The following is an 11,829-nucleotide window of genomic DNA, read 5'->3' as shown; positions in this document are numbered from 1 at the left end:
GCAATGCGTGGCCTTTTGCTAGGTAGCGATACAGTTGATTCAACTATGCCTCTTTGTGGCGGCGTACCAGCAGCCAGTGGCTTAGCAAGGCGAGTAGCCCCATCAGCCCAATCGTTAAGGCCATGGTGCGCGAGCTGCCGTCGTGGAATTGCCCGACTAACCCACCTACCACAGCGGCAATCGTCATTTGCAGGAAACCAAACAAAGAAGACGCTGCGCCCGCACATTGAGGGTTGGGCGCCAGTGCCCCGGCCATTGTTTGTGGCATCAAAATGCCGACCCCCAGCATAAACACCATATGCGGCCCCACCACCGCCCACGGATGATGAACGCCAACGGTGGCCAAGCCCGCCATGACGACGCCCCCAGTTGCGCAGATTACGCTGCCCAGGGTAACGAGGCGATCACGACCTAGGCGGTGGCTGTAGCGACCGCTGACCAGAGTGCCGAAGAAGAAGCCCGCGACGATCAGTGTGAACAGCACGCCATACAACGTAGGTGCGACGCCCAGGTACTCGATGAGTACAAAAGATGAGCCCGAAAGGTACGCGAATAGCCCGGAGAACGCGGCCGCATTCACCAAGGTGTAGCCGATAAAGGCACGCTGAGTCAGTAGTAAGCGGAAATTAGCCAGTACTGTTTTCGGGTGAATCGATTGCCGTCGCTCCTTCGCCAACGGCTCGGGCAGCATAAATATCAGTACCGCCAGCATCACTGCCGCGTAGAGCGCCAGCAATACGAACACCGATTCCCAGCCAAAAAACAGCAGTAACCCCGCGCCCACCACAGGGGCCAGAGCAGGGGCGAGGGCCATCGTGCTTGCCATATAGGAGAGAATGCGCCCAGCCTCGATCGGACCATGAATATCACGCACCGATGCCCGTGCTAATACCGGTCCAGCAGCACCGCCGAAGGCCTGTAGAAAGCGACCTACCAGCAACCACTCGACGCTAGGCGCCCAGGCACACAGTAGGCTCGCCGCGAGAAACAGCGATAACCCTGCGATCATCACCGGGCGGCGGCCAAAGCGATCAGAGATTGGCCCGCACAGTAGTTGGGCCAGCGCGAATCCAGCCATATAGAGGCTAAGGGTCAGCTGTATTCGGTCTGGGCCAGTATTCAGCGCTTCTGCCATCGCGGGCATGGCTGGCAAGTACATATCTGTGGCCAGTGGGCCAAGTGCAGTCACCGCGGCCAGTGCCACGACGGTGGCGGTAGAGGGCAGCTTTAGCACCCCTTAACTCCTTTTGGTTGGATGTGATGCCCCTTCGGACACGAGACGGGCGCCTTCCCGAGTGGAAAGACGCCCGCTTATGTTAGCCTGCTTAGTATAACTTAATCGTATCGCTTTATTTGGCTTGGCTTCAGCTTAGTTGGCGTCAGTCTGTGCCTCGGGTGCGGCTTTTTCGAAGGCTGGCAGCGCACGACAATTGGCAGCGATGCGCTGGATCGTCGGGTAGGCTGACAAATCGCACTCGAAGCGCTCTGCGTTATACACCTGGGGAATCAGGCAGATATCCGCAAGCGTTGGGGTGTCGCCATGGCAAAAGTCGCCGCTGTTGGAATCAGACGCTAGCGTTGCTTCCAGGGCTGCAAAGCCCTCGGTAATCCAGTGGCGATACCAGGCTAACTTGGCCGCCTCATCCACCCCTAGTTCACCGACGAGATACTTGAGCACCCGCAGGTTATTGAGCGGATGAATCTCGCAAGCCACCGACTGGGCAAGCGCACGAACTCTTGCGCGCGCTAAGGCATCAGCCGGTAGCAGCGCGGGCTTGGGGTGTACCTCATCGAGATACTCACAGATCGCCAGTGACTGGTTGACCACTGAGTTATCATCCAGCACTAAGCTAGGCACCATCCCCTGAGGGTTGCGCGCCAGATGGTCGCCACCCCGCTGCTCGCCTTTCACCAAGTTGATCGGAACCTGATCGTAGTCCAGGCCTTTCAGGTTTAAGGCGATCCGCACCCGGTAAGCAGCCGACGAGCGGAAATAGCCGTAAAGCGTCGTCATGTTACCTTCCTTGTGTTGGCTTTATTTTGGTTGGTACTTCACGACTTGCTGATCGATGGTGCCAAATATGTTGTTGCCATCGCGGTCAAACATCTCGATGCGCACCCGGTCGCCAAAGCGCATAAAGGGGGTTTTCACCTGGCCGTACAGTATCTGCTCGACCATGCGTACTTCGGCCAAGCAGCTATAGCCTACGCCGCCGTCAGCTACCGGCTTTCCAGGGCCGCCATCGGGATCTGGGTTGGAAACAGTACCCGAACCAATCACAGCACCCGCGCCGAGGTAGCGGGTCTTGGCCGCATGGGCAACCAGCTGTGGAAAGCTGAAAATCATATCGGGACCCGCTTCTGGCTCGCCAAACTTCTCGTCATTCAGGTGCACGGTCAGCGGCAGGTGCACTTTGCCTTCTTGCCAAGCATCGCCGAGTTCATCTGGGGTCACCGCGATGGGCGAGAAAGAAGAGGCGGGCTTGGCTTGGAAAAAGCCAAAGCCTTTAGCGAGTTCGCCTGGAATGAGGCCGCGCAGGCTGACATCGTTAACCAGCATTACTAGTTTAATGTGCTTGGCGGCTTCTTCGGGGGTGACGGCCATCGGCACGTCATCGGTAATGACCGCAACCTCACCTTCAAAGTCGATGCCATGCTCTTCACTCACCGCTTCGATATCTTCGGTGGGCGCCAGGAAGCAGTCGCTACCGCCCTGGTACATAAGCGGATCGGTCCAGAAGGTTTCGGGCATCTCAGCATTACGCGCCTGACGTACCAGTTGGACATGGTTTAGGTAGGCAGAGCCGTCGGCCCACTGATAGGCACGCGGTAACGGAGAGTGCAGCGCACGCTGATCAAGCTCAAAAGCACCGTCGGCATTGCCATTGTTTAGCTGCGCATAGCGTTCTTCAAGCTGAGGGCTAACGGCTTCCCAGCTTTCAAGGGCCGCTTGAAGCGTGGGAGTAATATCAACAGCGCTTACGGCACGGGCGAGGTCGCGAGAGACGATGATAAGTTCGCCGTCGCGGCCTTTGTTAAGTGTTGCAAGTTTCATGGGCATTCAATCCTTGTCGTCAGGGGGCGATAAGTTTTACGGCTGGTTTGGGTTGAAGTGCGAACGCAGCGTTGACCAAACATCCACATAGTCACGTTGGCGGAAGTCAGCCTCCAGAGCCGCAGGGGTTGGGTGGAAGAAGTAGCGGCTTTCAAACATGAAGGCCAGGGTATCCCCCAAGAACTGTGGCTTCAGCTCAGCGTTGGAAGCTTTCTCAAATGTTTCAGCATCGGGGCCATGGGGCGACATTGAATTGTGCAGGCTGGCACCGCCTGGAGTGAAGCCTTCTGCTTTCGCATCGTACTCGCCATGAATAAGCCCCATAAACTCGCTCATCAGGTTGCGATGGAACCAGGGCGGTCTGAAAGTGTTCTCGGCAACCATCCAGCGCGGCGGGAAGATCACAAAATCAAGATTGGCCATTCCCGGCGTATCGGAGGGGGACGTTAATACGGTGAAGATTGACGGATCCGGGTGGTCGAAGCTCACCGTATTGATGGTGTTGAAGTTGGCGAGATTATATTTATACGGCGCGCAGTTGCCGTGCCACGCCACCACATCTAACGGCGAATGGTTGAGCTTTGTTTCCCAGAAACGACCAGAGAACTTAGCGACTAAGCGGTAATCACCTTCCAGATCTTCATAGGCTGCCACCGGGCTTTGGAAGTCACGCGGGTTGGCTAAGCCGTTGGCGCCGATGGGGCCGAGACCGGGTAGTTCTAGAGGGCTGCCGTAGTTCTCACAAATATACCCCCGCGCAGCGTCAACACCCTGTGCTTTACGCACTTGGAACTTCACACCGCGAGGAATAACGGCAATCTCGCCGTTATCAATCTCGAGTTCACCAAATTCGGTGCGTAGACGAATAGCCCCCATCTGCGGAACGAAGAGCAGTTCGCCATCTGCGTTGTAGAAAAAACGTTCGGTCATGTCTTCATTGAACGTATAAACATGCACACCCACACCGGCCTGGGTGGCCGCATCCCCGTTCACTGCAATGGTAAACAGGCCATCGATAAAGTCAGTCGGTGCATCCGGTATCGCAACCGGGTCCCAGCGCATTTGGTTGGGGTCCGCGGCGGGCTTCTCTAACGGGGCCGTGTGTACGTTGTTATTTTCCAGTGGCTGATACGCGCTCTGAACAACTGAAGGGCGAATGCGATAAAGCCAGCTACGAAAGTTTTGATGCCGAGGCGCAGTGAAGGCGGAACCAGTGAGTTGTTCAGCATATAAGCCGTAAGCACACTTTTGCGGTGAGTTTTGCCCAATTGGCAGTGCACCCGGCAGCGCTTCGCTTGAAAAGTGATTATGGAAACCGTTCTGATATTGCAATTGTTCAGTCATTGTTAAGACCTGCTGTGTTTGGACGTTACTTAAATAAATCTATCTTTTAGAGATCTAAGACGCGGCGATTAATCGCCATCACCAACCGCATGGGAAATGGCTGCTTCGAGCACGGTTTGGTCGCCGATATGATTAGCCAGTAACAGGATCAGGCGCGCATTGATGCGCTCGCTCTCTGCCTCGCTGCGGTCGCGATGTAGCGCGGTGAGTGCCGCGTAAAAAGCATCCGGGTCAGTAAAGTTGGGATTTAATTCAAGCCTTGGCATGGCAACGCTCCTGAAAGGTCGTGTCAGCGGTACCCGCAAGATAAACGCCCAGCGCGCGGTCTAATGCGTCTTCAACCTGGTGGGCAGTGACGGTGTGCCAGCGAGCAGTAACGTGCTGATCAGGACGGATAAGGTATCCGCCACCCGCTTTCAGGCCGTAGCGTTGTGTCACTAGCCCTTCGGTATCGTCTATCACGGTGGTGCGCGGTAGAGCGCCAAACTCATCCGGAGCTGGGCCAACCACCACAAGGCGTAAGTCAGTGTGGCGATCTAACAGCTCGCTCAGCTCTCTTAACGGCGCAGTGGCGTGACCGTCATCAATACGGCCATCGAGTAGCAGTACAAAACCATTACCCAACTGATTGAGTAGCCAAGCGTTCTGCTCACCCAGGCGAATGGGGGCGTCCTTAGCCGAGCTACCAGGACGCAGTTCGCTTGGGCCACCATCAACATCAGGCGTATTGAGCGGTGAGCTATCGTAGCGACACGGCATGGAAAGACGGCCGCTGTTGACTAGGCTACGTGCGAAGGCATGTTTCTCCGCCAGCTCCAGCGTCACATCGCGAAATACCTGGCTGATATGGCTCTTCGGGGTAATAAAGTCAGTGGCGCGGGTAGAGTTAAGCAGGTTTTCTGTCGCACCGTGCTGGCGCTCGGTGTTATACGTGGACAGCAGTGTTTTTGGCGCCTGGGCTTTGAGAACACGCGCCAGTTTCCAGGCTAAGTTCTCCACACCCTGAAGGGCGCCATTGGCACCTCTGGCACCAAAGGGGGATACCTGATGAGCTGCGTCGCCCATAAATATCACGCTGTGATGAATGAAGTTATCCATCTTGCGGCAGCGGAAGGTGTAGACACTGGCCCACTCAAGCTCAAACTCCACGTCCGGGCCAAGCATCGCCTGCACGCGCGGGCGAATGTTCTCTTCTTTCTTTTCTTCTTCCGGATCAGCGTCCCAGCCTAGCTGGAAGTCGATACGCCACACATTGTCGGGTTCTTTGTGCAGCAGCACCGATTGATTGGGATGGAAGGGCGGATCAAACCAAAACCAGCGCTCTGTCGGGAAATCAGCCTTCATCACCACATCCGCAATCAGGAAGCGGTCTTGAAATACCTGGCCTTTGCAGTCAAGGCCTAGCATGTCGCGGATGCGGCTGTTGGCACCATCCGAAACAAGCAAATAGTCACAGGTCAGTGAGTAGTCACCATCCTGGGTCGACACCTGAATGGCGGTGCTATCAGGCTGAGCATCAACATCAATGACCTTATGTTTCCAGCGCAGATCAATTTGCTCAGCAAAGTCGTGAGCGCGATTGACCAGAAACTCTTCAAAGTAATACTGCTGCAAGTTAATAAAAGCGGGAATGCGGTGGCCATCTTCTGGCAGCAGGTTGAAGTCATAGACTTCGCGGTCTTGGAAAAAGACGCGGCCATGTTGCCAAGTGACGCCTTTTTCAAGCATCGGCTCGACGCAGCCTAAACGGTCAATAATTTCCAGTGAACGCTTGGCAAAGCACAATGCCCGCGACCCCACGCTAACGGTGTTGTTGTCGTCCAGGACAATCGAATGAATGCCTTGCTGAGCCAAATCGATAGCGGCGGCGAGGCCGCTAGGTCCGGCACCGACAATCACCACCGGATAATGGCGAACATCTTGAACATCAAGCTCAGGCGGGCGTCGGTAAGGATAGACAGGATTTTTATAGGTTGTTGGCATCTATTGCTCCCCTGCAGCTGTCGGGTGAATGACACCCGACAGCTGGGCATGATCAGTGGGTGTCTCTAGTTAGCACTTACTGATTTTCGACGGCGTCCTGCAGGGAGTGCCACATGGCGGTATCGCGCTCTGCCGTCCAGATACGTGGATCTGGATATTCGCCGCCTGCTTCGTCGTAGCAGCGAGTGATATCGAAAGGCACGCAGTGATCAAAGATGACCCAGTGGCCATACTTAGGCTTCAGAACCGCGTAGGTCTCGGCGTAGCACTCGGAGAGTGATTTACCCGCTGCTTTGCCTGCTTTGACGCTGCCATACATATCGCTCAAGAAGTCACGGGTGCCCTGAATGGCTTCCTGGCACTGTTCGGCAGTTTGCAACGCATCGCCACGGCCGGGTACCAGCTTCTGGGGCTGCATGGCCTGTAGGCGATCAAGCGTAGCAGGCCAGTCCTCGTGGTAAGCATCACCGGTATAAGGGGTGGCGCCATACTCAACTAGGTCACCGGAAAACATGATTTTTTCTTTCGGTAACCAGACGACGGTGTCGCCCTTGGTGTGTCCGCGGCCAAGGTGAATGATCTGCACCTCACGCTCACCCATAAACACCGTCAGCTTTTCCTGGAAGACGATGGTTGGCCAAGTCAGGCCAGGCACAGAATCGACTCCTTTGAACAGACGCGGGAAGCGGCCAACCTCGGATTCATAATCTTGCTGACCACGCTCAACAATCAGGTCATAGGTGCTCTGGCTCGCGTAGATATTCTCGGCATCGTATGCGGATGCGCCGAGAACACGCACGGCATGGTAATGGGTCATGACCACATGCTTAATCGGTAGGTCAGTCACCTCGCGGATACGGCGGATAACATCCTGGGCCATGATCGGCGTTGCCTGGGTGTCGATGACCATCACGCTGTCATCGCCAATCACTATGCCCGTATTGGGGTCACCTTCAGCCGTGTAAGCATAGAGCCCCTCTGCCAGCTTAGTGAAACTGATCTGTTTCTCTTCGGTATCGGCATGGGACGCGAATTTCTTACTCATGGTATCTCCGGTGCTAACAGGGTGGTTCAGCTGTTTATTGGATTGTTGTATGTCAGGAGGATAGTTTCTAATGAAACTAAATGTCCAGCGCTCCATAGGCGAGCCAGCCGTCCTTATGCATGAAATCGACAATAAATCCCAATAAATCAGATGATTATTGCAAACTAATACCTAAGTATAATAATTAAAATCGGCAAATTAGTTGCATGAGAGAGTATCTGTCGGCACTGTTCTGGCTAATGCTGGCAGGGCTTGCCCTGAGCATTGGCAACCTAACGCTGATGACATTTTTGTTTGATAAAGGCCAGTAAACGGTGAGTCGTTTTATTTGAAATAGCGTTATTGGATGGAGCCAAGAGGACTCTCTTCCTCAAGGTGGTCAGTATGATGGGCGCGTTGCTGGTGTCTATATTCCCAGCTATGGTGCTGATTTTTATCATCACCACCCCTGACAAACGGTGGCTCTAGGAGAAACACAATGACGATGGATAAAGCAGCAAGCGATGCTCCTCTGGAGTCTTCAGCCAGGGCAGAGCTAGATCTCAACCAGTTTTTACCCTATCAGCTTAACCGTTTAGCTGACCGCATCAGCCAGGCGTTAGAGAAGCTATATGCCGAGTCTTATGATCTCAACATCGCCCAGTGGCGCGTGCTTGCGTGGTTAAGCCACTGTGATGACTTAACCGCTAAGAAGGTGTGTGCCTACACCAATATGGATAAGGCGCGCGTGTCTCGGGCTATTCAGTCGCTGGAAGAGCGTGGGCTGATAAGTCGCACGCCATCCCAGCAAGATCAGCGACTGCATGATTTACATCTGACAGAGGTAGGGCAAGCGCTACTTAATAAACTAGTGCCCGAAGCTCAGGCGTGGGAAGCCGACCTAGTGTCTACCCTCAGCGTTGGCGAATATCGTGACTTGCTCAATACCATGCGCAAGCTTGAGCGGCAGTTGGAGAGAATTGGTTAACAGCGAGACATCCTACAGACAAGCCAAGATGGCAGAAGGTACCTTTATGTCGATATCCCTATGTCGATATCCCTATGTCGTCACTGGTGTGTCATTGATATCAAAGAAAATGTGATTTGTGTAACAAAAGCTGGATTCTAAATTATTCCCCAAGAGCCATTGATAGTGACTCGGAGAGGTGGCTTTTTTCCATATAAATATTTGTAAATTAAACCCTATTTTGGGATTCATACTTAAGTATTAGTATCTATTGGTCGATGGGTTGTTGCATGGCCCAGGTATCTGTAGGCATTGTGATAAATAACGTGATTCGCTAGATTTTAAAAAGATAAAAATAAAGTATCATGTTTTGCGCTTCGACTTCGTGACGACCAGAGGAAAGAAAAGTGAATAAAACAACAAACCTGATGATTGGCGCTATCGCCGCCGCAACGCTGAGCACCACCGCCTTAGCGCAAACGACCATCACCGTGAGTACCTGGGCAGGCCCCAATCACGGCATTAACACCATCGTCTGGCCAACCTGGAAAGCGTGGATTGAAGAAGCCACAGAAGGCCGCGTAACAGTCGACGTGATACATGATATGGGACCCCCGGCGTCACAAATGGAAATGGTCGCTGATGGTATCGCTGATGCTACCTGGGTTTTTCATGGCTATAACACTGGTCGCTTCCAGTTAACTAAATTGCCGGAGTTTCCCACCTTTCAAGAGTTCTCATCAGAAAATGCCTCAAGTGCCTATTGGCACACACACCAAGAGTACCTGGCAGCCGCGGGTGAACATCGTGGCGTAGATGTTGTGGCTGCTGGTGTCCACGGGCCTGGCTGGATCTTCAGCAGCGAGCAGTATGAAACCTTAGAAGACCTTAAAGGTAAGCGTATTCGCGTTGGCGGTGGCGTGATGGGGGATCTCTCCAATGCCCTGGAGCTGACCGGTGTCGCCTTGCCGCCCACAGGCGTTTATGAAGCGGGTTCTCAGGGCGTCATCGATGGGGCCATGCTTGTTCCAGAAGGTCTGCGCAGCTTCCGTGTCGCAGAGATTTTCCCCTATACCCTCACGGTAGACGGCGGTTTCTACCGCGGTAGCTTCACCATCGTCGTCAACCCGATGATCTGGGATGAAATGTCGCCCGAAGATCGTGAAGCTGTTGAATCTGTCTCTGGTGAGCGCCTGTCTCGTTTGTTTGGTTACATGATGGATGTTGTGGATGTCCGAGGCGTCGACTTTGCCGAAGAGCTTGGCCATACCTTTACCGAACTCGGTGACGAAGATCTCAATACGCTGAAAAGCATGAGTGACAGCATGATTGCCGAGTGGGCTGAATCTGTTTCAGAAAACCGCAACGTTGATGCGATGGCCGCTATCGAGTTCTATCGCGAGCAGCTTATCGCTGCAGCGGAAGAAGAGAGCGTCAGTAGCCTAGTACCAGATGAATTAGTGTCTGGCGAATCAGTACCAGACGACACACAGTAACCCCCACTGGCGCTAGATGGAGAGTGACCATGCAAACCCAAATGGCACGTGCTACGCGCGTTAGTCGGGTGCTGCAGTTGATGTTAGAGGGGGTGGCTGGCGCTACCCTCTTTGGCATGATGCTGTTGACCACTGCTGACGTAGGCGGCCGCTACTTTTTTAATTCCCCCATTCTAGGTGCTATTGAATTAACCCAACTGATGTTGGCGGCATTGGTATTCCTGTCGCTGCCAGTCGTTTGTTGGCGTCAAGAGCATGTCAGCGTTGATCTGCTCGATGCGGTGTTTCCTGCAAAACTTATCTGGCTACGTGAGGTGATCGTCAATCTGATCGTAACGGCGGCTCTCTGGGTGATGGCGCAGCGTGTATGGGCACTGGCAGAACGCGCTTTTTCATGGGGAGATGTGACGGAATTTTTGCGTATTCCCTATGGCTATCTGATCGGTCTGATCGCCATCATGCTCGCGCTTTCAGCACTACTGACCCTTATACGAGCCGGTTTCTACCTGCTTGAGGGGCTTAAGGTAATCGAAAAAGGTGGCCCATTAAGTATAGGAGAGCCCCATGACTGAAGCGTTGTACGGTTTCGCAGTATTGTTGATACTCGTATTCCTGCGTGTGCCACTGGCGTTCGCGATGGGAATCGTTGGTTTCGCTGGGTTCTATCTATTAACGGGTAACTGGAATGCTGCCGAAGCAATGGCGGCGCGCCGAGTAGTCGATACCGCCATGGATTATGGCCTGTCGGTGATTCCATTGTTCATTCTAATGGGTAACTTTGTTTCTCATGCAGGCCTATCCGATGCCTTGTTTCGAGCCTCAAATGGTTTTCTAGGTCACCGCAAGGGTGGTCAGGCAATGGCGACCATCGTCGCTTGCGGTGGTTTTAGCGCGATATGCGGATCGAGCTTAGCGACGTGTGCCACCATGGGTCGAGTCGCCATGCCGCAAATGCGTAAATATGGCTATAAGGATTCACTGGCTGCCGCTTCCATCGCGGCGGGTGGCACCTTGGGTATCTTGATACCGCCCAGCGTCATGCTGGTGATTTATGGGATCCTGACCGAAACCAGTATCCGCGAGCTTTTTGCCGCTGGCTTTATCCCCGGCATTCTTGGCATCTTTCTTTATATTGGTGCCATCAAGTGGGTGCTTTGGCGTGATCCCTCCGCTGGCCCTGCGGCAGAGAAAGTGCCATGGCCAGAACGGATCAAAGCACTAAAAAGCGTCGGCAGTACGTTAGCACTGTTTGTACTCGTGATTGGCGGTATTTACCTCGGGGTGTTTACGCCTACGGAAGCAGCCGGTATCGGTGCAATGGGCGCTTTCTTAATCGCGCTAATGCGTCGGGCGCTGACCCCACAAGTGTTAATGAACGTGTTAATGGACACCGTGCGCACCACCGCGATGCTGTTTGCTGTGGTGCTAACGGCGCTGATTTTCGCCAACTTCATCAACCGTGCGGGGCTGCCTGGCGACCTGCTGGCACTGGTGAATGGCCTGAATGTTGCGCCTTTTGTGGTCATTCTGGTGATTATCGCGATCTATGTCGTACTGGGCTGTGTGTTCGAAAGTATGTCGATGCTGCTGCTCACCGTGCCGGTATTTTTCCCGGTTGTGGCGGGGCTGGGTTACGACTTGGTGTGGTTTGGCATTCTGGTCGTTATCGTCATTGAGATTAGCCTGATAACACCTCCCGTTGGGATGAACGTGTTCGTACTTAGGGCCGTCTTACCGGACGTATCTACTGGCACGATCTTCCGCGGTGTCACCCCGTTCTGGGTCGCGGGTACCCTACGCGCACTGTTGGTGCTTATCTTCCCTGCGATCGTGCTTTTCCTACCGCGACTGATGTATTAAAACGGCACGGTTCTCTTAACTTTCTCGCTAAACCAACGGATGACAGAGCGTATGCCCTGTCATCCGTTTTTGTTGCTTACTTCTTTATCAGGCTCTGTCG

General features: G+C 53.9%; 11 protein-coding genes. 4 read left to right on the top strand and 7 right to left on the bottom strand.

Annotated elements, in window-relative coordinates:
- Positions 1 to 43 precede the first annotated feature (43 nt).
- From NDQ72_18635 to NDQ72_18605, 7 genes are all read right to left on the bottom strand, one after another.
- Complete coding sequence (locus NDQ72_18635) at positions 44 to 1,234, bottom strand: multidrug effflux MFS transporter (GenBank protein WKD28029.1); 1,191 nt, start codon at positions 1,232 to 1,234, stop codon at positions 44 to 46.
- 135 nt (positions 1,235 to 1,369) lie between these two features.
- Positions 1,370 to 2,014, bottom strand: coding sequence for a maleylacetoacetate isomerase (gene maiA, locus NDQ72_18630; protein ID WKD28028.1), 645 nt, complete (start codon positions 2,012 to 2,014; stop codon positions 1,370 to 1,372).
- A gap of 21 nt (positions 2,015 to 2,035) precedes the next feature.
- Positions 2,036 to 3,055 (bottom strand): fumarylacetoacetate hydrolase family protein, encoded by a 1,020-nt coding sequence (locus NDQ72_18625; GenBank protein WKD28027.1) that lies wholly within the window; start codon positions 3,053 to 3,055, stop codon positions 2,036 to 2,038.
- A 36-nt stretch (positions 3,056 to 3,091) separates the two neighbouring features.
- Positions 3,092 to 4,399 (bottom strand): homogentisate 1,2-dioxygenase, encoded by a 1,308-nt coding sequence (gene hmgA / locus NDQ72_18620; GenBank protein ID WKD28026.1) that lies wholly within the window; start codon positions 4,397 to 4,399, stop codon positions 3,092 to 3,094.
- A 68-nt stretch (positions 4,400 to 4,467) separates the two neighbouring features.
- Positions 4,468 to 4,665 carry a DUF2783 domain-containing protein gene (locus NDQ72_18615; GenBank protein ID WKD28025.1) on the bottom strand — a complete coding sequence of 66 codons (198 nt, stop codon included), beginning with the start codon at positions 4,663 to 4,665 and terminating at the stop codon, positions 4,468 to 4,470.
- Positions 4,652 to 6,382 (bottom strand): FAD-dependent oxidoreductase, encoded by a 1,731-nt coding sequence (locus NDQ72_18610; protein WKD28024.1) that lies wholly within the window; start codon positions 6,380 to 6,382, stop codon positions 4,652 to 4,654. Before NDQ72_18610 ends, NDQ72_18615 begins: the two co-directional genes overlap by 14 nt.
- Positions 6,383 to 6,458: 76 nt before the next feature.
- Positions 6,459 to 7,427: an MBL fold metallo-hydrolase gene (locus NDQ72_18605; protein WKD28023.1), complete on the bottom strand. Its 969-nt coding sequence runs from the start codon at positions 7,425 to 7,427 to the stop codon at positions 6,459 to 6,461.
- 478 nt (positions 7,428 to 7,905) lie between these two features.
- On the opposite strand from NDQ72_18605, the gene NDQ72_18600 reads away from it, so the two are divergent.
- The 4 genes from NDQ72_18600 to NDQ72_18585 all read left to right on the top strand — a co-directional run bounded on the left by NDQ72_18600 (position 7,906) and on the right by NDQ72_18585 (position 11,729).
- On the top strand, positions 7,906 to 8,394 hold the full coding sequence (locus tag NDQ72_18600; GenBank protein ID WKD28022.1) for a MarR family winged helix-turn-helix transcriptional regulator: 489 nt from the start codon (positions 7,906 to 7,908) through the stop codon (positions 8,392 to 8,394).
- A gap of 386 nt (positions 8,395 to 8,780) precedes the next feature.
- The gene (locus NDQ72_18595; protein ID WKD28021.1) at positions 8,781 to 9,869 is read left to right on the top strand and encodes a TRAP transporter substrate-binding protein; all 1,089 of its coding nucleotides are present in this window, start codon (positions 8,781 to 8,783) and stop codon (positions 9,867 to 9,869) included.
- A 29-nt stretch (positions 9,870 to 9,898) separates the two neighbouring features.
- Complete coding sequence (locus NDQ72_18590; protein ID WKD28020.1) at positions 9,899 to 10,441, top strand: TRAP transporter small permease; 543 nt, start codon at positions 9,899 to 9,901, stop codon at positions 10,439 to 10,441.
- Positions 10,434 to 11,729, top strand: coding sequence for a TRAP transporter large permease (locus NDQ72_18585; GenBank protein ID WKD28019.1), 1,296 nt, complete (start codon positions 10,434 to 10,436; stop codon positions 11,727 to 11,729). The genes NDQ72_18590 and NDQ72_18585 overlap by 8 nt, the downstream gene beginning before the upstream one ends.
- Positions 11,730 to 11,829 lie beyond the last annotated feature (100 nt).

Source organism: Halomonas sp. KG2 (genome assembly GCA_030440445.1).
Taxonomy (GTDB): Bacteria; Pseudomonadota; Gammaproteobacteria; order Pseudomonadales; family Halomonadaceae; genus Vreelandella.
The sequence above is the reverse complement of the archived record's forward strand: the minus strand, read 5'-3'. Positions and strand labels throughout refer to the sequence as shown.

Bases quoted from the DNA above. Each gene is read 5' to 3' on its own strand.
- maiA (WKD28028.1), bottom strand. From the start codon at position 2,014: ATGACGACGCTTTACGGCTATTTCCGCTCGTCGGCTGCTTACCGGGTG.
- NDQ72_18625 (WKD28027.1), bottom strand. From the start codon at position 3,055: ATGAAACTTGCAACACTTAACAAAGGCCGCGACGGCGAACTTATCATC.
- hmgA (WKD28026.1), bottom strand. From the start codon at position 4,399: ATGACTGAACAATTGCAATATCAGAACGGTTTCCATAATCACTTTTCA.
- NDQ72_18615 (WKD28025.1), bottom strand. From the start codon at position 4,665: ATGCCAAGGCTTGAATTAAATCCCAACTTTACTGACCCGGATGCTTTT.
- NDQ72_18610 (WKD28024.1), bottom strand. From the start codon at position 6,382: ATGCCAACAACCTATAAAAATCCTGTCTATCCTTACCGACGCCCGCCT.
- NDQ72_18605 (WKD28023.1), bottom strand. From the start codon at position 7,427: ATGAGTAAGAAATTCGCGTCCCATGCCGATACCGAAGAGAAACAGATC.
- NDQ72_18600 (WKD28022.1), top strand. From the start codon at position 7,906: ATGACGATGGATAAAGCAGCAAGCGATGCTCCTCTGGAGTCTTCAGCC.
- NDQ72_18590 (WKD28020.1), top strand. From the start codon at position 9,899: ATGCAAACCCAAATGGCACGTGCTACGCGCGTTAGTCGGGTGCTGCAG.
- NDQ72_18585 (WKD28019.1), top strand. From the start codon at position 10,434: ATGACTGAAGCGTTGTACGGTTTCGCAGTATTGTTGATACTCGTATTC.